This window comes from Nocardia yunnanensis (assembly GCF_003626895.1).
In the GTDB taxonomy this organism is placed as follows: domain Bacteria; phylum Actinomycetota; class Actinomycetes; order Mycobacteriales; family Mycobacteriaceae; genus Nocardia; species Nocardia yunnanensis.
This window is the reverse complement of the sequence record NZ_CP032568.1, coordinates 4,544,424-4,567,688: the sequence shown is the minus strand read 5'-3', so window position 1 is coordinate 4,567,688 and position 23,265 is coordinate 4,544,424. Positions and strand designations below refer to the sequence as shown.

Below are 23,265 nucleotides of genomic sequence, written 5' to 3'. Positions count from 1 at the left end.
GTCCGGCACCGCCCTCGATCGGGGGTGTGGGAGCAAAGCCCCCATCCACCAACGCTTTTCAGGGGCGCAGCCCCTGGCGGATCAGCGCTCGACGATCGCGACGACGCCCTGGCCGCCCGCGGCGCAGATGGAGACCAGCGCGCGCCCGCCACCCGTCTCCGCCAGCTGCTTGGCGGTCTGGGCGATGATGCGGCCGCCGGTGGCCGCGAACGGGTGGCCCGCCGCCAGCGAGGAACCGTTCACGTTCAGCTTCGACCGGTCGATCTTGCCCAGCGCGCCGTCCAGACCCAGCCGCTCCTTGCAGTACTGGTCGGACTCCCACGCCTGCAGGGTCGCCAGCACCACGGAGGCGAACGCCTCGTGGATCTCGTAGTAGTCGAAGTCCTGCAGCGTCAGGCCGTTTCGGGCCAGCAGGCGCGGCACCGCGTAGGTCGGGGCCATGAGCAGCCCGTCGGGTCCGTGGATGTAATCCACCGCCGCGACCTCGGAGTCGACCAGGTAGGCCAGCGGCTGCAGGTTGCGCGAGGCCGCCCACTCCTCCGAGCCCAGCAGCACCGCGGACGCGCCGTCGGTGAGCGGGGTGGAGTTGCCCGCGGTCATGGTGGCGTCGCCCGCCTTGACGCCGAAGACCGGCTTCAGGGTCGAGAGCTTCTCGATGGTCGAGCCCGGACGCAGGTTGTCGTCGCGGGTCAGGCCCAGGAACGGGGTGATGAGATCGTCCATGAAGCCGCGGTCGTAGGCGGCGGCCATGTTCTTGTGCGACAGGTAGGCCAGCTCGTCCTGCGCCTCGCGGGCGATGCCGAACTCCTTGGCGGTGATGGCGGCGTGCTCGCCCATCGAAAGGCCCGTGCGCGGTTCGGCATTGCGCGGGATCTCGATGCCGACCATGGACGGGCGCAGGCGGCCGACCAGCTTCACGTAGTCGGAGTTCTTCTTGGCGCGGTTGGCGTCGAGCATCCACTCGCGCATGCCCTCGCTCACGCCGATCGGTGCGTCGGAGGTGGTGTCGGTGCCGCCGCCGATGCCGTTCTCGAGGCGGCCCAGGGCGATTCCGTCGGCCACGGTCACGATGGACTGCAGACCGGTGCCGCAGGCCAGCTGCAGATCGTGCGCCGGGGTGTAGGGCGACAGGGTGGAGCCGAGCACGCTCTCGCGGATCATGCCGTGCTCGCCGACCCGCTTGAGCACCGCGCCGCCGACGACCATGCCCAGCCGCTCGCCCTGCAGGCCGAAGCGGGAGACCAGGCCGTTCAGCGCCGCGGTGAACATGTCCTGGTTGGAGGCGTGGGCGTACTTGCCGTCCGAACGAGCGAACGGGATGCGGTTACCGCCGAGGATGGCAACCGGGCGCGCCTGCTTGGTGGTCTTGGCCGCGGCCTTCGCCGAACGGGCTTTGGTGGTCACTCGAGTCTCCAGTGTCTCGTCGGTGGAATTTCCCGCCACGCGCTGTCCCGCTGGGAGCGCGTCACTCGGTTTACATTAAACTTACTCTGGAGTAAGTTCATTGTCGACACCGTACCCCGCATGTGTGCGCAATACCCCAATCTTTGGAGTGACACCGTCGGCGGGCCGAAACCAAGGAGAAGGTAGGAAACGTGGCTGCCAGCAAGAGCAAGGGCGCTCCCAACCTCTACGGATCTTTCGTTCACTCCGCCCCCGGCGCGTTCCTGGCCAGCAAGCTCGGCCTGCCGCAGCCGGAGACCCTGCGCCGCTACAAGCAGGGCGAGCCCGCGCTCCCCGGCCCGGTGCTGCTGGGCGGCAAGGGCCGCGTCGCTGACGCGGTGCGGAACCTGCTGGGCGACTACACCTTCGTGGACTCGGTCACCCCGGGCGTGAAGTTCGGTGCGCTGGTGTTCGACGCGACCGGCATCAAGACCATCGAAGAGCTCGAGCAGCTGTTCCAGTTCTTCCAGCCCGCCATGCGCAGCATCGCCGCCTCCGGTCGCGTGCTGGTCGTCGGCACCACCCCCGAGCTGGCCGGTTCGGTCGACGCGCAGATCGCGCAGCGCGCGCTCGAGGGCTTCACCCGCTCGGTCGGCAAGGAGCTGCTGCGCGGCGCCACCAGCAACCTGGTCTACCTGCACCCCGAAGCCGCCGCTGCCGCAACGGGTCTGGAGTCCACCCTGCGCTTCGTGCTGTCGGCCAAGTCGGCCTTCGTCGACGGCCAGGTCTTCCGGGTCGGCAAGGACGACGCCACCGCCCCCGCCTCCTGGGACAAGCCGCTCGAGGGCAAGGTGGCCGTGGTCACCGGCGCGGCTCGCGGCATCGGCGCGACCATCGCCGAGGTCTTCGCCCGGGACGGCGCGACCGTGATCGTCGCCGACATCCCGGCCGCCGGTGAGGCGCTGTCGGAGACCGCCAACAAGGTCGGCGCGACTGCGCTCGCCCTCGACGTCACCGCCCCCGACGCCGCGGAGAAGCTGGCCGAGTTCGCGACCCAGCGTTTCGGCGGCATCGACATCGTCGTCCACAATGCCGGCATCACCCGCGACAAGCTGCTCGCCAATATGGACGAGGGTCGCTGGAACTCGGTGCTGAACGTGAACCTCGCTGCGCCGCACCGCATTACCGAGGGACTGGTGGCCAAGGGCGCGCTGCGCTCGGGCGGTCGCGTCATCGACGTGTCCTCCATCGCCGGTATCGCGGGCAACCGCGGCCAGACCAACTACGGCGCGTCCAAGGCCGGTGTCATCGGCATGGTCAACGCCGAGGCCCCGAAGCTGGCCGAGAAGAACATCACCATCAACGCGGTGGCCCCCGGCTTCATCGAGACCGCCATGACCGCCGCCATCCCGCTGGCCACCCGCGAGGGCGGCCGCCTGCTGTCCTCGCTGCTGCAGGGCGGCCAGACCGTGGACGTCGCCGAGACCATCGCCTACTTCGCCTCCCCGGCGTCGAACGCGGTGAACGGCAATATCGTTCGCGTCTGCGGCCAGGCCATGATCGGAGCATGATGACCCAGACCATCAACCTCACCGAGGTGCCCAAGAACAGCGGGCTGTTCGTCAAGGCCGCCCTGGGCGCGCTGCCGGTGCCGGGTCTGTCCAACCGCAAGCCCACCCTGCCGGACCGCGCGGTGCGGCTCGAGGGCTTCAAGGTCGATCCCGATCACCTCGCCGCCTACTGCAAGGCCACCGGGCTGCGCTTCGGTGATGCGCTGCCGCTGACCTACCCGTTCGTGCTCAGCTTCCCGCTGGCCATGCAGCTGGTCGTCGCCCGCGACTTCCCGTTCGTGGCGGTCGGCGCGGTGCACGCGGAGAACGTCATCGAACGCACCCGCGAGATCTCGGTGTCCGAGCCGCTGGACTTCGAGACCCACATCGAGAACCTGCGCGAGCACCCCAAGGGCCTGCTGGTGGACGCCATCACCGAGGTGAACGTGGGCCGGGAACTGGTGTGGCGGCAGGTCACCACCTTCCTGCACCAGCAGAAGACCTCGCTGTCGGGCGGGCCGAAGCCCGAGCCCAAGCCGGACGAGGTGCCGCCCCCGCCGCTGAAGGCGCTGCGCGTCGATCAGAAGACGATCACCCGCTACGCCAATGCCTCCGGTGACCACAACCCGATCCACACCTCGGGCTTGGGCGCCAAGGCGTTCGGGTTCCCCAAGCCGATCGCGCACGGCATGTGGTCGGCCGCCACCGTGCTCGGCGCCATCGAGGGCCGGATTCCCGAAAAGGTCACCTACGCGGTGAAATTCGGCAAGCCGATCCTCCTGCCGTCGACGGTCAACCTGTACGCGGACCAGGTGCCCGATGGCTGGGACATCTCCTTGAAGAACCCGAAGAAGGGCTACCCGCACCTGACCGCTACGCTGCGCTGACAGTGATGTAACGCGTCACCCAGGGATTCGGGCGGGACCGCCGTACGGTGGTCCGCCCGATGGGGGTAAAGGGCCGCGCACTGTTTCGAATACGGATGTCGCCACGCAGGGGTTTCTACATCCGGCCCGGAACGGTGTGCGGCTCTTGTATTTCTCCGCCGCGAGTTATCCGGCCGTCACGAAACCAGCGGCCGCGTTGGCATTCGGCCCGAGATCGATTCCAGCACCTCTCCCAGCGCGGCCGGTGTCAGGCCCGAGTCGGGTCCCGCGGCGATGTGGTGGTCCGGGCGCACCAGCAGTGCTTCTCCCGCTGGCACATTCGCGTGCTCGGTGCAGTCGGAGGTGGGCAGGGCGTGCACCGCCAGCTCGATCCCGGTGGCGCGCTGCGCCGCACCGGCGGCTTCCCGCCAGGCGCCGGCCGGGCCGGATACCAGCAGCGTGAAGCCCGGGCCGCACAGGTCCAGGGTGGAGAGGGTCCACGGACCGGCGTCGATCCACCAGTGCGGCACCCGAGTTCCGGTCTGGCCGCCCAGGATGGGGACGTGCGGTGTTGCCTCGACGGTCGGGAGCACGGCCGTGGAGGTGTAGCGGTAGCGGGACATGACCGTCGCCATGTCGAGTTTGCGGGTCAGGTCGGCGGCGTTCTCGGGAGTCGCGATGCCGTAGCGGGTGCGAAAATCGGTCGCCAGCCGTGCCTGTTCGACCGCGACCACCGCACGCGGACGGCGTTCGGCCGCATAGGAATCCAGTAGTTCCGGGCCCGCCGTCCCCTGCACGGCAGCCGCCAGCTTCCAGATCAGATTGTGCGCGTCGGCGATACCGGTGTTGCCGCCGTAACCACCCCACGGCGCGTGTCGGTGCGCGGCGTCGCCGACCAGCAAAACCCGGTCGCGCCGGTACTCGTCGGCCACGAAAGTGCTGGTATCCCAGGCACTTCGAGCCAGAATCTCGACCCGCAGGTCCGGTATGCCGACCATGGTGCGGACGGCGGCCAGGCAGCGCTCGTCGGACCAGTCCGCCGGGGATTCGGCCGCCGGGTCGTATTCGATGTGGAAGGACCATTCGTCGGTGTTGTTCTTGGACAACACCAGTCCGCGCACCTGGGGTCCGGTGATCTCGCACTGGCTGAACCCCCGCCCGTCGAGCAGGCCGGTGAGATCGGTGCGGGCGAACACGTTCAGATAGTGATGCGTCGGCGGCAGTTCGGTGCCGGTGATGCCCAGCGCCCGCCGGATCGGACTGCCCGCACCGTCGGCCGCGATCAGGTAGCCGGACCGCAGCACCGAGCGCGCGCCCGACGGTTCCCGCAGCACGGCGGTCACGCCGTCGGTGTCCTGCTCGAATTCCACCAGCTCCGTGCCGAATCGGAGATCGCCGCCGCGCTCGCGGGCGGTCGCGGCCAGTACCGGTTCGAGCTGCGCCTGCGGCAGGAACACGAACTGCGACGGACTGGGATCCTGATCCGCCAGGCCGGCCAGCAGACTTTGCAGGTTCAGCGCGGCGGCGGTCGCCACCGACTCACCGGTCCTTGCCCCGCCGAACCTGCCCGCCTTCAAGGCGAACCTGGCGGTGTCGGCGATCCGCTGTTCGAGCCCCAGCTGACGAAACACCTCGCCGCTGCGGGTGTGCAGCCCCCGCGACCGCGGCAATACCGAAGCCGTCGTCCGCCGCTCCACCAGAACATAGGGAACGCCGTGATATTCGAGCAGCAGCGCCGCCGTCAGCCCGACCAGCCCGCCGCCCGCCACCAGAACCGGAACATCTGCCGTTGTCATGACCCCACCCTGCGCGCCCACGCTTGCACCCCCCTTGCACCGCGATGTCGCGACTCAGCAGCTGCAGTCGCACCCGCAGCAATCGCAGTCGCAGCAGTCGCCGCCACTACAGCAATCGCAATCACAGCCGCCACAGTTGCAGTCGCAGCAGCCGTGGCCGTCGCACATGGTGCAGCCGTTGCCCGCGGCATGGTGGTGCCCGCCGCCGCAGTTGCAGTCGCCCGGACTGCAGTCGCAGTCCTCGTACCAGGGCTCCTTGCGGCGGCCGCTACACGGACCGGTATGCGTTGCGCAGCAGGCATACCCGGTGCAGTACTGCGTGGCGATGATCCCCAGCCCCTCCAGCAGGCTGGGCCGCAGCGACGGCGGCACGTCCGGCCCGGCCGGCTCCAGTCCGGGTTGCGGCGAGAACGGCGCGCCGGGAACGTTGTTCGCGAGCGGCATCGCATTCGCCGAGGTGCTGCGGCAGCGTCCGGTGGCGCAGATGCGAGCGATGTCCGCGGCCCGGCCGAGCTTGCGGACCACGCCGCCCAGCGGGTCCAGCAGGATCCAGCGGACGGTCGCCACCCGGTCCAGGGCGACACGGGTCAGCGCGGCGCGCAGCAGTGAATTCGACTCGGTGACCAGGGCATGCGCCTGTTCCGGGGTGGTGCCGGTGGCCAGAAGGGGATTGAAGCGGCCCTGGGTGCGGTCGTCGTCGAGGTCCTCGAGCGCGTCGGCGAGGTGGGCGATGCGGCCGAAATGCCAGCCGGCCGCTCGCAGGGCCGCCGCGTTCTCGGGCCGGCCGGCGAGGATCGCGGTGTGGGCGAACAGTTCCGCCGCGCACAGCTGCGTTGGGGCAGTGAGCTCGTCGAGCGTGCTGCCGGGTGAATTCTCCAGGCGCAGCTGGGATTCGATGGCCGCGATCAAGGGTTCGACCTCGAGCCCGAGCGGTGCCGCCGCGGCGCGGGCGCGCGCATGCCAGCGCTCGGAGACCCGCGCCAGCGGCCGGCGCGCGAGACGATGTGCGTCACCGTCGTCGACGTGATCGCGAATCTTGGCCGCTCCCAGCAGAAGTGAGGCGGTCGCCGCGAGCCGCACACCGGGCGCGTCGGCCGCCACCACCGAGGCGCGGCGCATACCGCGCAGTGCGCACGGACCGGCGGCCGTACGCGCCGAGGGCCGGGATTGCTGTGCCTCGGTGAGGATTTCGAGCACGATGGCGTCGGTGTTGGTCGCCGCCCGCGCCAGCTGACCGTGCCCGTCCCGCAGGCCCAGGCACAGCCCGCACAGGTGGGTCTGCCACGCCGAGGGATCGATCCCGTGTCGCACCGCACCGTGCGCGCACGGCTTCAGCAAGCCGAACAACTACCGTCCCCATCCCCAGCCGTCTCGGCTGTCCCGCAACATGATCGCTGCGAACTGTCGCAGGCGCGCGCGGGCATGGCAACTCAGATTTGCTCGGCCTTCTTCTTGTTGCCGGACAGACCGCGCCAGGCCAGGTCGTCGAGCAGGTCCACGGCCTCGGCCATATCGATCTGGCCGCTGGCGACGCGGTCGGCGATGGCCTCGCCCGCGCCGATCACCGCGACCGAGACGACCTCGAAGTTGGTGCCCGGCTCGGCGTACTTGGCGCTGGATTCCAGCAGCTTGGCGGTGAGTTCGATGACCCGGTCGCGGCTGTTGGAGATCTCCGAGGCGAAGGGCTGCTGGCCCAGGGCCTGGCGGTAGAGCACCTGCCACGACAGCCGGTTCTGGTCGACGTAGGTCAGGAAGGCCTCGAGGCCCGCGCGCAACTGCTCGTGCGGGGTGAGCTTGGGGTTGCCGGCGACCGCGACCGCCTCGATGAAGCGCATGGCCTCGCGGTGGATGCAGGCGCGGAAGAGTTCGTCCTTGGAGCCGTAGTAGAGGTACAGCATCGGCTTGGAGATCTTCGCCTCGGCGGCGATCGCGTCCATGGAGGTGTCGTGATACCCCTTGCGCGAGAAGACCTCTACGGCGGCGTCGAGCATCTGCTGCTCGCGCACGGCACGAGGAAGCCGTTTCGTTCCGCCAGCCATTCACTCTCCTAGGACTTATCGAAGTCCCTATCTTACTCCATGGTAAGTTCCACGAGCGCGAATTGCCGCTGATTTGCCGGACTCAGCGATGTGGAGTGGCCGGACTCAGCAGTGCGGCGCGGAGCCCTTGAACTTTGCCATGCGCAACACCGAGGCATCCACCTGGGATCCCGACAGCCGGCCGCTCTTCACCGCGTCCTCGAGCCGATCGAGCACCTTCGGGACGGCGTCGGTGGTGATCCACAGGGCATTGTCGGCGCCCGCGACCAGGGCCGCCTCGACCGCGTCCTCGATGTTCATGCGATTGGTGATGGCCGCCATACCGCCCAGATCATCGGTGAAGATGACGCCGTCGAACGGCGCCGCACCGTAGCCGGTGCCTTGCCGCAGCAATTTCATGGCGTCCGGGCTGATGCTGGCCGGCACGTTCGGGGAGGTGAGCCCGGGGACGTCCAGATGGCCCACCATGGCCGCAGCACCCGAATTCACCAGCTTCCGGAACGGAACCAGATCCTTGTCCTGCATTTGATCCAGCGGCGGGGTGCGCACCGCACCCGTATGCGAATCGCCCGATCCGGAGCCGTGGCCGGGGAAGTGCTTCATGACGCTGCCGAGTCCGGCGTCGTTCATGGCCCGGATGAACGCGCCCGCGTACTGCACCACCACCTCCGGGTCGTCGGAGAACGAGCGATCGCCGATCACCGAATCATCCGGCTGCGCGCTGACATCCACGTCCGGGGCGAAGTCCACGGTCACGCCCAGCGCCTTGAGCTTCTTGGCCCGGTCCAGGGTGAAGTCGTAGAACTCGTCGGCGCTCATCTGATGCGGGATCTGCCGGGCCGCCGGCGCGACCCCGATCAGGTCCTTGGCCCGGGAGACCCGCCCGCCCTCCTCGTCGATGGTCACCATCAGCGGTGTCCGCGAAGCCTTCTGGACGGCATCGATCTGATGCTGGGCCAGCATGGCCTTGTCGGTCCAGCTGCCGACGAAGATGCCGCCGATCTGCTCGGTCCGCACCACGTTCTCGGCGTCGGCCTCGCCGGTGACGCCGACGGTGAGCAGCTGGGCCAGCTTCTGCCGCTCGGTGAACTGCGACAGATAGCCGGCCGCGCAATCCTGTTGCCCGGGAGTCGTCGTCGGAGGCGGAGTAGTGGTGCTGCTCGGCGCCGCGCTGCTGGTGGAGGCCGATTCGTTGGACGAATTCGAGCCACTCGAGCAGGCGGACAGCGCGAGAGCGGCGGTCACGGCGACGACGATCCCCGGAGCAAGACGCATGCCCCGACCGTAGCTCCCCGGGCTGGATCTCTCGCCACCGACACCGGGTGTTGCACGGCGCGTGGCGAATTCAGCCCTGCGGGAGCTCGTGGTGGCCGCCGAAGGCCTGGCGCATGGCCGAGAGCACCTTGTCGGCGTACAGGGATTCCCCGCGCGAGGCGAAACGCTGGAACAGGGCGGCCGACAGCACCGGGGCGGGCACGCCCTCGTCGATGGCGGCGTCGAGGGTCCAGCGGCCCTCGCCGGAGTCGGAGACGCGACCGCCGAAGGAATCCAGGTTCGGATCGCCGTAGAGTTCGGCGGCGGTGAGATCCAGCAGCCAGGAGGCGACCACGGAGCCGCGCCGCCACACCTCGGTCACCTCGGGAATGTCGATGGCGTAGCGGTAGTACTCGGGATGCTCGAGCGGCGTCACCTCGGCGGAGTGCTCGCCGGCGGTCCGGGTGCCGATATCGGCCTTGTGCAGGATGTTGAGGCCCTCGGCGTAGGCGGCCATCGCGCCGTACTCGATGCCGTTGTGCACCATCTTCACGAAGTGGCCGGCCCCGGCCGGGCCGCAGTGCAGATAGCCCTGTTCGGCGGTGCTCGGTTCGCCGGTGCGGCCGGGGGTGCGGGGCGCCGCCTCGATGCCGGGGGCGATGGACTTCAGCAGCGGATCCAGATGGGCGACCGTCTCGTCCTCACCGCCGATCATCAGGCAGAAGCCGCGCTCCAGCCCGAACACGCCGCCCGAGGTGCCGATGTCCACGTAGTGAATGCCCTTGGGGCTCAGTGCCTTCGCCCGCGCGATGTCCTCGTGGTAGCGGCTGTTGCCGCCGTCGATGATGATGTCGCCGGGTTCCAGCAGCTCGCTCAGGCTGTCGGTGACCGCGCCGGTCGCGCCGGCCGGGATCATGACCCATACCACCCGCGGGGTCTCGAGCATGGCGACGAACTTCGGGAGTTCGGTGCTGCCCTGGAAGTTTTCGCCGAGTTCGGCGGCGAGTTGGTCGATGTTCTCGGGATGGCGTTCACAGCCGACGGCGGTGTGTCCGTCGCGCACGATGCGGCGCACGATATTCGCGCCCATCCGGCCCAGTCCGATCATTCCTAGCTGCATTGCGGAGGCTCCTCGCTCGTAGGTTGCCGTTCCGTCCTGATTGTCCCAGCCGAGGCTTCCGAAACTTTTTTCCGATCCGTCGCAACGGCGTGTAACGCACTGGAACCGGTGCCGATAGAAGGGGTGGCTCCGTGCTGTTGCCAGACCCCCGACCCGGCAACCGCGCGGAGCCCTTTTTCGTCTCTGCCCCCGATTGTTCGGTCTGGGCGGCCGCGGCTGGCCGTGTAAGGATCGGCTACGTCGAAGACATACAGGAGGCACCTGATGAACTGGCTGCTCGACTTCCTTTCCGGCATCCTCAGCTCCCTGTCGGGGACCACGGAGGGCCGGCACTTCTGATCTACCAGAACACGACCGATCTACCAGAAGCGCGACAAGGCGGCCCGGAAGTTCCGGGCCGCCTTGGCTTTTACCGTTCGTTCGGCTGTCGCGCCGAGAGCTGTCGCGTCAGAACGCGGCTTCGTCCAGCTCCATGATGTCGTTGTCGAGGTTCGACAGGACGGTGCGGACCGAGGTCAGCTCCGGCAGGACGTTGCGGGCGAAGAACTGCGCGGTGGCGATCTTGCCGTCGTAGAACTTCTCGGTCGAGCCGTTGTCGAGCGCCTTGATGGCGACCTCGGCCTGCGCCAGCAGCAGCCAGCCGATGATCAGGTCGCCGACGGCCAGCAGGAAGCGGACCGAACCCAGGCCGACCTTGTAGAGCTCGGTCGGCTCCTGCTGGGCGCCCATCAGGTGCCCGGTCAGGGTGGCGGCCATGCCCTGCACGTCCTCGAGGGCGGTGGCGAGCAGCTTGCGCTCGGCCTTGAGGCGGCCGTTGCCGCCCTCGCGCTCGATGAACTTCTGGATCTGGCCGGCCACGTGGGCCAGCGCCACACCGCGGTCGCGAGCGATCTTGCGGAAGAAGAAGTCCTGCGCCTGGATGGCGGTGGTGCCCTCGTACAGCGAGTCGATCTTGGCGTCGCGGATGTACTGCTCGATCGGGTAGTCCTGCAGGAAGCCCGAGCCGCCGAAGGTCTGCAGCGATTCGGTCAGGTACTGGTAGGCCCGCTCGGAACCGACACCCTTGACGATCGGCAGCAGCAGATCGTTGACGCGGAACGCGGTGTCCTTGTCCGCGCCCGAGACCAGCTCGGCGATGTCCTCGTTCTGGTGGGCGGCGGTGTACAGGTACACCGCGCGCAGGCCCTCGGCGTACGCCTTCTGCATGGCCAGGCTGCGACGCACGTCCGGGTGGTGGGTGATGGTGACGCGCGGGGCGGCCTTGTCGGTCATCTGGGTCAGGTCGGCGCCCTGGACGCGAGTCTTGGCGTACTCGAGCGCGTTCAGGTAACCGGTCGACAGGGTGGCGATGGCCTTGGTGCCCACCATCATTCGCGCGTTCTCGATGACGTCGAACATCTGCGCGATGCCGTTGTGGACCTCGCCGACCAGCCAGCCCTTGGCGGGCACGCCGTGGCCGCCGAAGGTGACCTCACAGGTGGCCGAGACCTTGATGCCCATCTTGTGCTCGACATTGGTGACGAACACGCCGTTGCGCTCGCCGAGGGTGTCGGTCTCGAAGTCGAAGTGGTACTTCGGCACGTAGAACAGCGACAGGCCCTTGGTGCCCGGGCCGGCGCCCTCGGGGCGGGCCAGCACCAGGTGCATGATGTTCTCGAACAGGTCGTCGGAGTCGCCCGAGGTGATGAAGCGCTTGACGCCCTCGATGTGCCAGGAGCCGTCCTCCTGCTGGATGGCCTTGGTGCGGCCCGCGCCGACGTCGGAGCCCGCGTCGGGCTCGGTCAGCACCATGGTGGCGCCCCAGTTGCGGTCGGCGATCTTCTGAGCCCACTTCTTCTGCTCGTCGGTGCCGTTGTTGTAGAAGACCTGCGCGAAACCCGCACCGGCGGCGTACATCTGGGCCGGCGGGTTGGCGCCGAGGATCATCTCGCCCAGCGCCCAGCCGACGACGGACGGGGCGCCCAGGCCACCCAGCTCCTCGCGCACGGGCACCTTGGACCAGCCGGCGTCCTCGAGGGCGCGGTAGGACTTCTTGAAGGACTCGGGGAGCTTGACCGTGTGGGTCGCCGGGTCGAAGACGGGCGGGTTGCGGTCGGCGTCGGCGAAGGACTCGGCCAGCGGGCCCTCGGCCAGTCGGCGCACCTCGCTCAGCATTTCCTTGACGGTGTCGGCGTCGAGGTCGCCGTAGGCGCCCGCGTCGAGGAGCTTCTGAATGCCCAGGAACTCGAAGAGGTTGAACTCGAGGTCGCGAACGTTGCTCTTGTAGTGACCCATGGTCGTACTCACTCTCCATTGAGATGGGTGCGGTTCGGTGCGTGCCGTTCCCGCCCGTTAGGTCTCCACCGGGTAGACACCGTAAAGCAGCGCTACTGGCGGGTAACTTATGTGCCATGTTACCGACCGGTAGGAGGGTCGCCAAGGTCATCGCGGCCGAATGTGACCGAAAGCACGCGCGTTGCCGGGACTCGGGGTTCCGTTGAGCCCGTGGGGATCCCATCGCCGCAGCTGAGGGGCGTGCGAGAGATCGAGGCGGAGGGGACACGAGTCCCTCGACACCGGGACCGGCCCCGGGGTAGGCAACCCGCGCGCACACCGGCCGCATGACTCCCGAACTGGTCGTTCTGGGCTCGATCGTGAGCCCCGCGGCCCTGATCCTGGCCTGGATCGTGGAATCTCGGCGGCGCCGAGGCCGCTCTCCGGTGTGCTCGGCCTGCTCTTCGGTGTGCTCAGCCAGCTCTTCGGTGTGCCGCGCCGAGCCGCTTCGCCCGGCTGGCTACCGTGCGTGCATGCGCATCGAGACGGCGGCCGGCCCGGCCGAGGTGGAGATCGATCGGCCCGGCCGGAACAAGCCGGCGTTCCTGCTGGTGCTGACGCATGGGTCGGGCGGCGGCGTCGATGCGAAAGACCTGCTGGCGGTGCGTGATTCGGCGGTGGCGCGGGGTGGCGCGGTGGCGCTGGTGACCCAGCCCTACCGGGTGGCGGGGCGGCGCGCGCCGGGCAAGGCCGACGTGCAGGACGCGGCCTGGCTGGAAATCGTTGCGGCGCTGCGCAAGAAGGTGCGCGGCGTTCCGGTGATCCAGGGCGGTCGCAGCAATGGGGCGCGGGTGGCGTGCCGGACCGCGCGGGACGTGCGAGCCCGCGGCGTGATCGCGCTGTCGTTCCCGCTGCACCCGCCCGGCAAGCCGGAGAAGTCGCGGCGCGAGGAACTGCTGGCGCCCGGAGACATCGAGGTCGTGGTGGTGAACGGCGCGCGCGACCCGTTCGGCATCCCGGACGCCGCCGATGCGGCCGAGGTGCATGTCGTTGCGGGACAGGCGCATTCGTATCGCGGGGGCTTCGAGGAAATCGTCGCCGCGATCGCCCCGTGGCTGGAGCGCTGGACCGCGAGCTGAACCGGATCCGCTGTCGGCCCGCGTCGCGGGGTCAGCCGATGTCGAGGGCGGGCGGCTGGGGGACGCCGCCCAGGGCGGGCTCCTCGGCCGGGGGTTCGGGGACCGGTTTGGTGGCGACCAGCAGGGCGTCGATGGCGTCGCGGTCCTCGGTGGGGCGGTGGACGCGGTCGGCGATCCGGACGCGCAGCTCGGCTTCGGCGGGGGCGAGGTCGGCCAGCAGGTCGGCGGGGGTGAAGGTGCGGGCCGGATCCTGTTCGCCCCCATAGCCTTCGGCGAGGTTGAGGGTGTCGTTGCCGATCACCAGCAGCGTGCCGCCGGGGGAGAGCATCTCGACCGCGTGCAACAGCAGGGCTCGGCGATCGGCGGCGGCCAGGTGCAGGAACGCCATGAGGACGAGCTCGTAAGGGCCGGTGATGTCGGCGGCGTCGAGCCTGGTGACGTTGGCGTGCACCCACCGGATCCGGCCGCGCACCGAGCGGGACAGCCGCGAGGCGACGGTGCGCCCCTTGTCGATTCCGGTCTGGGAGAAGTCGACCGCGTCCACCTGCCACCCGTGCGTGGCCAGCCACAGCGTGTTGCGCCCCTCCCCGCACCCCAGATCCAGCGCCCGCGGCAACTCCGGCCGCAATTCCCCGACCCCCAGCCCCCCGACCGGCAACCGCCGCTCCAGCCCGAAAACCTGCTCGACCACCGTCTCGTTCGGAGGTGCGCCCCACACCAATTCGGTCGTGGAGTAGTGCTCATCCCACTCGGCGGCATCCATGCAAACGAGTCTAGGAGCCAGCCGCGCAGACGACTCGGCCACGAGAGCTCGGAGACACGCGGCCACGAGGGCTCGGAGTCAACTCGGCCACAAGGGCACGGAGTCAACTCGGCTACGAGAGCTCGGAGACGACACGGCCGCGAGCTCGGGGGAAGCTCGCGGCCGAGGTCGGGATGTGGGGTGAACCCCTGGGCTCGAGGGGTTTCAGGGGCTTGCCCCGGCCTTGGGAGGTATGGCCGCGAGCCTCCGAGAGTTGGTTACAGCGTCGTGTGCATCAGGATCACGTTGTACTGGCTGTGCACCGTGGTGAGGAAGTACAGGTCACGGCCGGTTTGGTACGGGAAGATGTACGGCGCGTAGGCCGTCGGCAGTTCCCGGGTGTCGATCAAAACCTGGGGCGGGCTCCACGGCCCTTCCGGGCTGGGCGAGGTGTACATGACCACCGAGTTCCAGGGATCGGTGGTCAACATGACGTACTGCCCGAGATAGTCGTTCCACTGCACCGACATCTCCGCGACGCCACCGCCGACGACCGGCTTGGCCGCGTTGACGTCCTTCTGCCACTTGTCGCCGTCCCAGTACTCGTACGCGCCCATATCGGTGACGGCGGGTTCGGGCACGCGGGCCACATACGCTGGGTGGTTGCGCCCGGATCCGGTGCCGAACTCGTAGAGGAACCCGTCGCGCTTGACGAAGGCGTTCATCTGGAAGTTGGCGTTGCCGCCCTCGTCGGGCCGGCGGGTGGCGGGCAGTTCGACCCAGTTCTCGCCGTTGTCGCCGGAGACCGCGAGGCTGGAGTAGTTGGTGGTCCACTCGCCCACGTCGTCCCAGCTCTTGACGGACATGAGACTCATGAACTGGGTGCCGCCCACCGAGATGCCCGCGGTGGGGATGCGGCTGATCTCGATGAACGGAATCTTGGGACTGGGGATGAGATCGCGGGCCTGCCCGAACCAGTCCCGCACCACGGAGTCGAAATAGATCCCGTTGCTGGGGTTCTGGGTGTGCGAGCGCACCAGGATGTTGGACCGCCACGCCCAGGTGCTGCCGACCAGCAGGTTGGGCAGGCCGAGCCCGGCGGTGTCACCGAACGCGGTGAGCATTTCGCCGTTCCCGTTGTCCCACATGATGCCCAGGTCGGTGCCGAGCACGTTGTAGGACTGGGTGTTGTTGGGGCTGGCCATGCCGGTGACCTGGAAGACGGCCTTGGTGCGGCCGGGTAGTTGAGGAAGACCGTTGGTGCCGTTGAGAACTGGGATCGGGTTGATCGCGTTGGGGTTGGCTGCGGCGGGGGTGGTCACGGTGAGGAGCAAGGCCGTGGCACCTGCTAACGCGGACAGCAGCAGGGGGGCGGCTTTGGTCAAAGCGGTGCTTCCTCCGGGTCTCGCCGAATAATGCGCGCCCCACACCGTATGTGACGGGCCGCACAATCTGTTCGACTCGTTGGCAAAGTGTGAAAATGCTAACAGCGATACCCCAATTCTGGGGCTTGCGAACCGGATTGTTCGCCGTGACGTGGCCTACTTTTGTTTCTTGTCCGAATCGAGAGCTTGACGGATGATCAGCGGCAGCTGGGTCGCGCGCTCCACCGCCAGCGTCCGCCGCACCGACGCCTGCCAGCTGCGATCGAACAGCTTCTTGGCGCTCGCCACCGCGTGCGGGGAGCGGGCCGCGATCCGGTCGGCCAGCTTCTCGGCCGCGGCCAGCGGGTCCGCGGTCACCTCGGTGACCAGGCCGATGCGCTCGGCGTAGGGGGCGTCGACCGGGTCGGCGGTCATGGTCAGCAGCAGCGCCTTGTCGATGCCGACGAGCCGCGACAGGGTGGCGGCGCCGGTCATGTCCGGGATCAGCCCGTGCTTGGCCTCCATCACCGAGAACTCCGAGTCCGGTGTGGCGAAACGGAAATCGGCGGCCAGCGCGATCTGCAGGCCGCCGCCGTAGCAGCGGCCGTGCACCACGGCGATCACCGGCTGCGGCAGTCGGCGCCACGCCCAGCACGCCTCCTGGAAGGTATTGGTGCCCCGCCACGGCAGCGGCACGAAACTCCGCACCACATCGAGCGGATTGCCCATGGCCTTGGCGACATCCAGGCCGGAGCTGAAGCTGGGGCCGTTGCCGGACAGGATGACCGCCCGGATGTCGGAGCGCTTCCCGATGACCCCGGCCACCCGCACCAGCTCGCGCAGCATGTCGAGGGTCAGGCCGTTGTGCTTGTCGGGCCGGTCCAGCGCCACGTACGCGCGGTCGCCGTCGAAGGTCAGGGAAACATTGTGGCTCAAGGTCTTTCCTTACTGTTCGCGCTCTTCTAGCTGATCCAGCAGCAGGCGGGCGCACCCGGCGGGGTCGTCGTAGAACGGGGTGTGGCCGCTGCCGTGCAGGGTCACGTGCCGGGCGCCCGGCAGCACCTCGCGGGCGCGGCGGGACTGGGTGGCGTACGTGAGCAGAATGTCACGATTGCCCCAGGCGATGGTGACCGGGAGGTGGTCGAGCCGGGTGCGGTCGGGCAGCCGGAAGCCGGTGAAGGAGGCCAGGGCCGCGTCGAAGCCGGGCGCGGCGAGCAGGCCCTCGACGGTGTCCACGGCCACCTGTGGCGGCAGCGCCCACGGCTTGCCGAACACCAGTCCGAGCAGGCTGCCGCGCCCCGCGGCATTGCCGAACAGCGCCGGCACGGCCGGATGCAGCACGCGGCAGAGCTGTTTGGCGCGACCCAGCGCCTGCTGGCACCAGACGCGGCCCGCGGTATCCCAGAACGCGATGGGGGAGTAGGCGGTCACCGAGCGGGCCAGGCCGCGCGCGGCCACATCCAAAACGATCCCGCCGCCCATGGAATTGCCTGCCAGATGCGGGTTTTCGATGCCCTCGGCGGCGAGGAACCCGACCAGGGCGTCGGCGAGGGTGGAGACCGTGGTGTGCGGCAGCGGATCGCTGTCCCCGAAGCCGGGCAGATCGACCGCGATCACGTCGAAGGATTCGGCGAGGGCGCCGATGATCGGCTCCCACACCTGCCAGCGGCTGCCGACGCCGTGCACCAGGACCAGCGGTTCGCCGCTGCCCGTGCGGTAGTGGTTCAACTTCGCCATAGCCGACTCCCCGTGTCCCGATCCCTGCCGGACTCACCCTACAAGCGTTGACGTGTCGCCAACAGGAGAAAAGCGGCCGCGCGGAAGTACGATAAAAGGTATGGCAACCCGGAAAGTGACCCTGTCGCTGGACGAGGCGGCCTGGTCCTACGCTCAGGACGCCGCGGCCCGCGCCGGCATGTCGCCGTCGGCGTGGATCTCCCGCGCCGCCCGCCGCGAGGCGGTGCGGCTGGGGTGCGGCCCCTCGGCCACCCCGGACGGGGCGGACCCGGTCGAACTCGCCGCGGCCGACGAGGCGGAAATACTGGCCGCCGAGAAGGAGTTGCGTGCGCAGGGGTGAACTCTGGGTCTACCACCCGCACGGCACCACCCGCACCCGCACCATCATTCTCATCTCGAGCGACGGCATCAACGAGTCGCCTCGGCACTGGCTCATCGCCGCCGAGGTCGAGGACACCGATCCCCTCGACATTCTCGCCGTGCCCATTCCCGGCCACGGCTGGGTGCACGCCGGCAATCTGGGCCGCATCTATCGCGGCTGGCTGGCCGAGCGAATCGACGCGGTCGACACCGAGACCGCCGAACGAATCGACACAGCGCTGCGCGCGGCGATGGATCTGTGAGATCGTGCCTGCGGCAGTTTCCCCGTCGAATCTCGAAAGTCGAGGCCCCAGTGCGCAAGTCCTTTGGCGGCTCAGTTCTCGGTAGCGCCGGCCTGGTGGCCGCGGCGCTCGTCACGCTTCCCCTGCTGGCCGGGTGCGGTGGCGGCGGCGACAAGTCCGCCGATGTCTCCCAGGCCGATGTGTCCAAATCGCTGCAGGCCGGCGGCCTGGACGCCAAGTTCGCCGACTGCGCCGCGAAAGTCTTTCTGGACGAGGGTATTTCGCAGGACGGCCTGCGCGTCATGATCAAGAAGGACGCCAAGGCCGCGGATGCCTCGGACTATCAGTCGGCCGGGATGAGCAAGGCCGACGCCGACAAGGCGCAGTCCGCCGCGGCCAAGATCGTCTCGTCCTGCATGAAGACGCAGCAGTAACGCGGAACCGTGTTAACTCTCCGGCGCCGGGACGCAATCTTTGAATCGACCGGGATGGGCCCGGCCTCCGGGAGGGAACACGATGCGGAAATCCATCGTGGCGGTCGCGCTGCTGGCGTTGCCGCTGCTGGCCGCGTGTAGCAGCAACAGTCAACAGGCGGCGCCCGCCACCAGCGCACCGAAGGCGGCGACCACGAGCGCACCCGCGACCACCGTGTCCGGGGCGCCGACCTCGATGTCCGGGGCGCCGACCACCACGCCGGGCGCCGGCGCCGGTGCGCCGGGCAGCGGGCTGACCGCAGCGCAGGTCTCGAAGGCGTTGCAGGACAAGGGCAAACTCAGTGCGCCGACCGCCGACTGCATCGCCACCATCTATGTGCAGGAAGGCTTGTCGGACAGCGGCATTCAGAAGATCATCGACAGCGCCAACGGCGCGAACCCGGCTGCGGTCAGCCTCGGCGCCGCGGACCTGGCGAAGGCGGGCAAGGCCACCAAGCGCATTGCCACCGAGTGCGTGAAGTAGCTCGCCCGGCTCCGGCCACCCGGCCTGACATGCGGAAAGCCCCCGCCGGATCCGGCGGGGGCTTTCTCGTGGAGCCGATGACGGGAATCGAACCCGCGCTACCTGCTTGGGAAGCAGGAGTTCTACCATTGAACTACATCGGCAGTGTCTTACTCGCGTCCGCGACTCTATCAGAACGTCTCCGGCGGAATGCAACTTCGCCCGACTCCCCGCCGTTCGCGCTCTGCGGTGGGGTCTGGGGTGTGGGGGGAACCCCCACATCCACCGGTGGCGAAGCCACGGCCCCGTCGGCGGCGGCGCGCCGAAGATCGCGGAGCTCTTTCGCAGAAGTAGCTAATCGCGCCTACAGGCGGTCGTAGACTGACCGGCAGGGTCGAAAACCCGTCCACCACAGGTAGTTTGGATGCGCTGAAAGGTTGCTGGCGCACTTTAGGCGCATCCTGCTCGGCGGTCGAGGAGGACGAATGACCGCAGTGCCCGCTCGTGAAGCCCCCGAGCTCCACCCCGTGCGGCCATTTCCACAGCGGATGGGACCCAAGGGGTCGTATCTGTGGAAGGCCATCACCACCACCGACCCCAAGATGCTCGGGAACATGTATTTGTTCTCGGCCATGGCGTTCTTCCTGATCGGCGGCCTGATGGCGCTGCTGATGCGCACCGAGCTGGCCCGGCCGGGCATGCAGTTCCTGACGTCGGAACAGTTCAATCAGCTGTTCACCATGCACGGCACGATCATGCTGCTGTTCTATGCGACACCGATCGTTTTCGGATTTGCCAATGCGGTGCTGCCACTCCAGATCGGCGCCCCGGACGTGGCCTTCCCGCGACTGAACGCGCTCAGCTATTGGCTGTACCTGTTCGGCGCGACCATGGCGACCGCCGGCTTCGTCACCCCGGGCGGCGCGGCCGACTTCGGCTGGACCGCCTACACCCCGCTCAGCCTCGCCGAACACGCCCCCGGCGTGGGCGCGGATCTGTGGGTCATGGGCGTGGCGGTGTCCGGCGTCGGCACCATCCTGGGCGGCGTCAACATGATCACCACCGTCATCTGCCTGCGCTGCCCCGGCATGACCATGTGGCGCATGCCCATCTTCACCTGGAACATCCTGGTCACGAGTGTGCTTGTGCTGATCGCGTTTCCGATCCTCACCGCCGCGCTCATGGGCCTGGAGGTGGACCGGCATCTGGGCGGGCACATCTACGACCCGGCCAATGGCGGCGCCATCCTCTACCAGCATCTGTTCTGGTTCTTCGGGCATCCCGAGGTCTACATCGTGGCGCTGCCGTTCTTCGGCATCGTGACCGAGATCTTCCCGGTGTTCAGCCGCAAACCACTGTTCGGCTACACCACACTGGTGTACGCGACGCTGGCCATCGGCGGGCTGTCCATCGCGGTGTGGGCGCACCACATGTACGCGACGGGATCGGTTCTGCTGCCGTTCTTCTCGTTCATGACCTTCCTCATCGCGGTGCCGACGGGCGTGAAATTCTTCAACTGGATCGGCACCATGTGGCGCGGGCAATTGACGTTCGAGACACCGATGCTGTGGTCGGTGGGCTTCCTGGTGACGTTCCTGTTCGGCGGGCTGTCGGGCGTCATTCTCGCGAGCCCGCCGCTGGATTTCCATGTCTCGGACACGTATTTCGTGGTGGCGCACTTCCATTACGTGCTGTTCGGCACCATCGTGTTCGCCACCTTCGCGGGCATCTATTTCTGGTTCCCCAAGATGACCGGGCGGATGCTCGACGAACGGCTCGGGAAACTGCATTTCTGGACCACGTTCCTGGGCTTCCACACCACGTTCCTGGTGCAGCACTGGCTGGGCAACGCGGGCATGCCGCGCCGCTACGCCGATTACCTGCCCAGCGACGGATTCACCACGCTCAACACCATTTCCACGATCGGCTCGTTCATCCTCGGGCTGTCGATGATCACGTTCGTGTGGAATGTCTTCAAGAGCTACCGCTACGGCGAACTGGCCACGGTCGACGATCCATGGGGCTACGGCAATTCCCTGGAATGGGCCACCAGTTGCCCGCCACCGCGGCACAACTTCTACGAACTCCCCCGCATCCGCTCAGAACGCCCCGCCTTCGAACTGCACTATCCCCACATGGTCGACCGCATGCGCGCCGAAGCCCACGTCGGCTGGGGACGGCGCAAACCCGAGGCGGTGGCAGAAACCCCATCGGTAGATCACTGAAAGTTCGCGGCCCGTCTCGTTCTGGACTGAGCGGAGCGGGGGAGCGAAGCGGAGGAGCGGAGGGAGGGAAGAACGAGACTTCGGGGGCCGCGAACCGCCCGGAGCGAAGCGGAGGGCAAAATGGCACGGTGCTGCTTTCAGATCGCGACATCCGTAAGGAAATCGCCAATGGGCGTCTCGGGGTCGAGCCGTTCGACGAGAAGCTGGTGCAGCCGTCGAGTATCGATGTGCGGCTGGACAGCCTGTTCCGGGTGTTCAACAACACCCGCTACACGCATATCGATCCCGCGCAGCGGCAGGACGAGCTGACCACGCTGGTGGAACCCGGCGCGGGCGAGCCGTTCGTGCTGCACCCGGGTGAATTCGTGCTCGGCTCCACCCTCGAGGTGTGCTCGCTGCCCGACGATCTGGCCGGGCGGCTGGAGGGCAAATCCAGCCTGGGTCGCCTCGGTCTGCTGACCCACTCCACCGCGGGTTTCATCGATCCCGGATTCAGCGGGCACATCACCCTCGAACTGTCGAATGTGGCGAATCTGCCGATCACGCTGTGGCCCGGAATGAAGATCGGTCAGCTGTGCCTGTTCCGGCTCACCAGTCCGGCCGAGCATCCCTACGGCAGCGCCGCGGCGGGCTCGAAATATCAGGGCCAGCGCGGGCCCACGCCCTCGCGCGCGTACTTGAATTTTCCGGTCGACCGCTGAGTTGCCTTCGGGGCCGGTGGTTTCCGCCGCTTTTCGGCGTAAATCGGCCGCTGCCTGGACAGTTGACCGTTGCCATGGCGTGAATACGCCGTCCGATGGACGGGCTCAGCGGGTGTACGGATGGCGCGCCACGTCGTAAGGTGACGGCGTCGGGTGTAGGAAACGAGATGGGCAGCGGATGAGTTCGGTTCTGGGAGTTTCGGTGGGGGCGGGCGCGGTTCGCGTCGCACGCCCGATCGCCGGCGATTCCGCGGACACCGCCGCCTTCGATGTGCAGGCCGTGCCGGTCGGGGAGCGCCGCGTCGACGAGCTGGCCGCGGATGTCATCGGGGCGGTGCTCGCGGCGGATTCGCGGATCAGCGCCACCGCCATCGCGTATCGGGACGAGAATCACGCGCGGGCCATTCGCGCGGAGCTGGCCCGCCGGCAGTTCACCAATTACGAGCTGGTGCCCGACGTGGTGGCCGCGCTCGAATTCCTCGAATACTCCGGTGAACTGCGGGGTTTCGGCACGGTCGCGCTCTACGACCTGGGCGCGTCCGGTTTGTCCGTGACGGTGGTGGACACCGCCACCCGGCAGGTCTGCTTCACCGAACGCACCAGCGATATCAGCGGCGACTACCTGGATTCGCTGATCCGCGAACAGCAGATCGCCTCCGGGCGCATCGCCCATCCGCCGGATCACACCGGGCTGGCCGCGCTGGACGCGCTGTGCCGCCAGGCCAAGGAACAACTCTCGGCCAGCAATGCCGTCGCCCTGCCCTCCACCGAGGGCCTGGTGCTGCTGTCGCAGGAGAACTTCGAGGCCCTGATCATGCTGGCCGTCGAATCCTCCGCCCGCATGACCCGCGATGTCATCCTGCGCTCCGAACAACCGGTGCAGGCCGTCGCCCTGCTCGGCGGATGTGCCCAGATCCCGCTGGTGGCAAGGGTTCTGCGGCGCTGGCTGGGTGTTCCGGTCATCGTGCCGCCCGCTCCCGAGACGGTGGTGACCCGCGGTGCGGCCGTGCTGGCCCGCCCGGTCGAGCACCGTCCGATGCCCGCGCCGTTCCCGGCCGCCGCCCACGAGAGCACACCGCCCCTGCCCGCGGAGCCGACCCAGTCGTGGCTGGCCAGTCCCGGCGCGGTGGAGAAGTTCGGCCGCCGCCGCGAGATCAGCCTCGCCGGGGTGGCGGTTGGCGCCCTGGTCGTGGTGGCCGCCATCGGCGTCACCCTCGGCTGGGCTCCCCAAGTGCTGACCCATGATTCGCAGAGCCAGGACGCCGCGACCAGCTCGTCGCCGGTCACCACCACGCGTGCGGTGGAGACCACCACGGTGGCGCCCACCACCAGCGACGCCACCAACGAATCCCTCGCCGCGCCGCCACCGCGCGCCTATCCGACCACCACCGACGCACCCACCACGACGGTCGGACCGAACACCATCACCATCATTCCGGGCCTGCCGCCGGTCATCGTGCCGACGCTGCCCCCGCTGTTCCCCGCCGCTCCGGCGCCCCCGCAGTAGGCCACGGCCGCAAGGCTTTTCACGCCTTCCGCGCAGTCTCCGAACGCGCCG

The 23,265-nt window shown here is 68.4% G+C and carries 21 protein-coding genes and 1 tRNA gene; 10 read left to right on the top strand and 12 right to left on the bottom strand.

Annotated elements, in window-relative coordinates; genetic code table 11:
• Positions 1 to 81 precede the first annotated feature (81 nt).
• A complete protein-coding gene (locus D7D52_RS21470) occupies positions 82 to 1,404 on the bottom strand; it encodes an acetyl-CoA C-acetyltransferase (protein ID WP_120744333.1) in 1,323 nt (440 codons plus the stop codon).
• Between the two features lie 191 nt (positions 1,405 to 1,595).
• Here D7D52_RS21470 and D7D52_RS21465 point away from each other — a divergent pair, with 191 nt between their 5' ends.
• Entirely contained in the window at positions 1,596 to 2,954 is a 1,359-nt protein-coding gene (locus D7D52_RS21465; RefSeq protein WP_120739040.1) for a 3-oxoacyl-ACP reductase, read from the top strand.
• Positions 2,951 to 3,820, top strand: coding sequence for a MaoC family dehydratase (locus D7D52_RS21460; RefSeq protein ID WP_162958460.1), 870 nt, complete (start codon positions 2,951 to 2,953; stop codon positions 3,818 to 3,820). Before D7D52_RS21465 ends, D7D52_RS21460 begins: the two co-directional genes overlap by 4 nt.
• Before the next feature lie 176 nt (positions 3,821 to 3,996).
• On the opposite strand, the gene D7D52_RS21455 is transcribed toward D7D52_RS21460, so the two are convergent.
• The 6 genes from D7D52_RS21455 to D7D52_RS21430 form a co-directional block, all read right to left on the bottom strand.
• On the bottom strand, positions 3,997 to 5,595 hold the full coding sequence (locus tag D7D52_RS21455) for an FAD-dependent monooxygenase (protein WP_120744331.1): 1,599 nt from the start codon (positions 5,593 to 5,595) through the stop codon (positions 3,997 to 3,999).
• Positions 5,596 to 5,649: 54 nt separating this feature from the next.
• Positions 5,650 to 6,942 (bottom strand): DUF5685 family protein, encoded by a 1,293-nt coding sequence (locus D7D52_RS21450; RefSeq protein WP_120739038.1) that lies wholly within the window; start codon positions 6,940 to 6,942, stop codon positions 5,650 to 5,652.
• A gap of 83 nt (positions 6,943 to 7,025) precedes the next feature.
• On the bottom strand, positions 7,026 to 7,634 hold the full coding sequence (locus tag D7D52_RS21445; RefSeq protein ID WP_120739036.1) for a TetR/AcrR family transcriptional regulator: 609 nt from the start codon (positions 7,632 to 7,634) through the stop codon (positions 7,026 to 7,028).
• Positions 7,635 to 7,739: 105 nt separating this feature from the next.
• Entirely contained in the window at positions 7,740 to 8,909 is a 1,170-nt protein-coding gene (locus tag D7D52_RS21440; RefSeq protein WP_120739034.1) for a glycoside hydrolase family 3 N-terminal domain-containing protein, read from the bottom strand.
• A gap of 70 nt (positions 8,910 to 8,979) precedes the next feature.
• Positions 8,980 to 10,008, bottom strand: coding sequence for a phosphogluconate dehydrogenase (NAD(+)-dependent, decarboxylating) (gene gnd / locus D7D52_RS21435; RefSeq protein WP_120739032.1), 1,029 nt, complete (start codon positions 10,006 to 10,008; stop codon positions 8,980 to 8,982).
• Positions 10,009 to 10,455: 447 nt separating this feature from the next.
• Positions 10,456 to 12,282, bottom strand: a complete 1,827-nt coding sequence (locus D7D52_RS21430; RefSeq protein ID WP_120739030.1) for an acyl-CoA dehydrogenase — start codon at positions 12,280 to 12,282, stop codon at positions 10,456 to 10,458.
• A 512-nt stretch (positions 12,283 to 12,794) separates the two neighbouring features.
• Between D7D52_RS21430 and D7D52_RS21425 the strand changes: the two genes are divergently transcribed.
• Positions 12,795 to 13,400: an alpha/beta hydrolase family protein gene (locus D7D52_RS21425; RefSeq protein WP_120739028.1), complete on the top strand. Its 606-nt coding sequence runs from the start codon at positions 12,795 to 12,797 to the stop codon at positions 13,398 to 13,400.
• 31 nt (positions 13,401 to 13,431) lie between these two features.
• Here the strand turns inward: D7D52_RS21425 and D7D52_RS21420 are convergent, their stop codons facing one another.
• The 4 genes from D7D52_RS21420 to D7D52_RS21405 form a co-directional block, all read right to left on the bottom strand.
• Positions 13,432 to 14,163 (bottom strand): class I SAM-dependent methyltransferase, encoded by a 732-nt coding sequence (locus D7D52_RS21420; protein ID WP_120739026.1) that lies wholly within the window; start codon positions 14,161 to 14,163, stop codon positions 13,432 to 13,434.
• Positions 14,164 to 14,420: 257 nt separating this feature from the next.
• Positions 14,421 to 15,527, bottom strand: a complete 1,107-nt coding sequence (locus D7D52_RS21415) for a glycoside hydrolase family 183 protein (RefSeq protein WP_120739024.1) — start codon at positions 15,525 to 15,527, stop codon at positions 14,421 to 14,423.
• A gap of 156 nt (positions 15,528 to 15,683) precedes the next feature.
• Entirely contained in the window at positions 15,684 to 16,442 is a 759-nt protein-coding gene (locus tag D7D52_RS21410; RefSeq protein WP_120739022.1) for a crotonase/enoyl-CoA hydratase family protein, read from the bottom strand.
• A gap of 9 nt (positions 16,443 to 16,451) precedes the next feature.
• Positions 16,452 to 17,243: an alpha/beta fold hydrolase gene (locus D7D52_RS21405; protein WP_120739020.1), complete on the bottom strand. Its 792-nt coding sequence runs from the start codon at positions 17,241 to 17,243 to the stop codon at positions 16,452 to 16,454.
• 100 nt (positions 17,244 to 17,343) lie between these two features.
• Here D7D52_RS21405 and D7D52_RS21400 point away from each other — a divergent pair, with 100 nt between their 5' ends.
• From D7D52_RS21400 to D7D52_RS21385, 4 genes are all read left to right on the top strand, one after another.
• Positions 17,344 to 17,583 carry a hypothetical protein gene (locus D7D52_RS21400; protein WP_120739018.1) on the top strand — a complete coding sequence of 80 codons (240 nt, stop codon included), beginning with the start codon at positions 17,344 to 17,346 and terminating at the stop codon, positions 17,581 to 17,583.
• Positions 17,570 to 17,866, top strand: a complete 297-nt coding sequence (locus D7D52_RS21395; protein WP_120739016.1) for a hypothetical protein — start codon at positions 17,570 to 17,572, stop codon at positions 17,864 to 17,866. The genes D7D52_RS21400 and D7D52_RS21395 overlap by 14 nt, the downstream gene beginning before the upstream one ends.
• Before the next feature lie 50 nt (positions 17,867 to 17,916).
• Positions 17,917 to 18,279, top strand: coding sequence for a hypothetical protein (locus tag D7D52_RS21390; RefSeq protein ID WP_246023207.1), 363 nt, complete (start codon positions 17,917 to 17,919; stop codon positions 18,277 to 18,279).
• An 82-nt stretch (positions 18,280 to 18,361) separates the two neighbouring features.
• Complete coding sequence (locus D7D52_RS21385) at positions 18,362 to 18,802, top strand: hypothetical protein (RefSeq protein ID WP_120739014.1); 441 nt, start codon at positions 18,362 to 18,364, stop codon at positions 18,800 to 18,802.
• A gap of 69 nt (positions 18,803 to 18,871) precedes the next feature.
• Here the strand turns inward: D7D52_RS21385 and D7D52_RS21380 are convergent.
• Positions 18,872 to 18,945, bottom strand: a tRNA-Gly gene (locus D7D52_RS21380).
• Positions 18,946 to 19,266: 321 nt separating this feature from the next.
• On the opposite strand from D7D52_RS21380, the gene ctaD reads away from it, so the two are divergent.
• From ctaD to D7D52_RS21365, 3 genes are all read left to right on the top strand, one after another.
• On the top strand, positions 19,267 to 21,006 hold the full coding sequence (gene ctaD / locus D7D52_RS21375; protein ID WP_120739012.1) for an aa3-type cytochrome oxidase subunit I: 1,740 nt from the start codon (positions 19,267 to 19,269) through the stop codon (positions 21,004 to 21,006).
• Positions 21,007 to 21,134: 128 nt separating this feature from the next.
• Positions 21,135 to 21,707 (top strand): dCTP deaminase, encoded by a 573-nt coding sequence (gene dcd, locus D7D52_RS21370; protein WP_120739010.1) that lies wholly within the window; start codon positions 21,135 to 21,137, stop codon positions 21,705 to 21,707.
• A gap of 178 nt (positions 21,708 to 21,885) precedes the next feature.
• On the top strand, positions 21,886 to 23,214 hold the full coding sequence (locus D7D52_RS21365) for a DUF7159 family protein (protein ID WP_120739008.1): 1,329 nt from the start codon (positions 21,886 to 21,888) through the stop codon (positions 23,212 to 23,214).
• The last annotated feature ends 51 nt before the right edge of the window (positions 23,215 to 23,265 follow it).

What these genes read in the sequence shown, in the direction of transcription:
- D7D52_RS21455 (WP_120744331.1), bottom strand. Translation starts at nt 5,595, where the DNA reads ATGACAACGGCAGATGTTCCGGTTCTGGTGGCGGGCGGCGGGCTGGTC.
- gnd (WP_120739032.1), bottom strand. Translation starts at nt 10,008, where the DNA reads ATGCAGCTAGGAATGATCGGACTGGGCCGGATGGGCGCGAATATCGTG.
- D7D52_RS21445 (WP_120739036.1), bottom strand. Translation starts at nt 7,634, where the DNA reads ATGGCTGGCGGAACGAAACGGCTTCCTCGTGCCGTGCGCGAGCAGCAG.
- D7D52_RS21425 (WP_120739028.1), top strand. Translation starts at nt 12,795, where the DNA reads ATGCGCATCGAGACGGCGGCCGGCCCGGCCGAGGTGGAGATCGATCGG.
- D7D52_RS21405 (WP_120739020.1), bottom strand. Translation starts at nt 17,243, where the DNA reads ATGGCGAAGTTGAACCACTACCGCACGGGCAGCGGCGAACCGCTGGTC.
- D7D52_RS21440 (WP_120739034.1), bottom strand. Translation starts at nt 8,909, where the DNA reads ATGCGTCTTGCTCCGGGGATCGTCGTCGCCGTGACCGCCGCTCTCGCG.
- D7D52_RS21430 (WP_120739030.1), bottom strand. Translation starts at nt 12,282, where the DNA reads ATGGGTCACTACAAGAGCAACGTTCGCGACCTCGAGTTCAACCTCTTC.
- D7D52_RS21420 (WP_120739026.1), bottom strand. Translation starts at nt 14,163, where the DNA reads ATGGATGCCGCCGAGTGGGATGAGCACTACTCCACGACCGAATTGGTG.
- D7D52_RS21365 (WP_120739008.1), top strand. Translation starts at nt 21,886, where the DNA reads ATGAGTTCGGTTCTGGGAGTTTCGGTGGGGGCGGGCGCGGTTCGCGTC.
- D7D52_RS21400 (WP_120739018.1), top strand. Translation starts at nt 17,344, where the DNA reads ATGGCAACCCGGAAAGTGACCCTGTCGCTGGACGAGGCGGCCTGGTCC.
- D7D52_RS21460 (WP_162958460.1), top strand. Translation starts at nt 2,951, where the DNA reads ATGATGACCCAGACCATCAACCTCACCGAGGTGCCCAAGAACAGCGGG.
- D7D52_RS21385 (WP_120739014.1), top strand. Translation starts at nt 18,362, where the DNA reads ATGCGGAAATCCATCGTGGCGGTCGCGCTGCTGGCGTTGCCGCTGCTG.
- ctaD (WP_120739012.1), top strand. Translation starts at nt 19,267, where the DNA reads ATGACCGCAGTGCCCGCTCGTGAAGCCCCCGAGCTCCACCCCGTGCGG.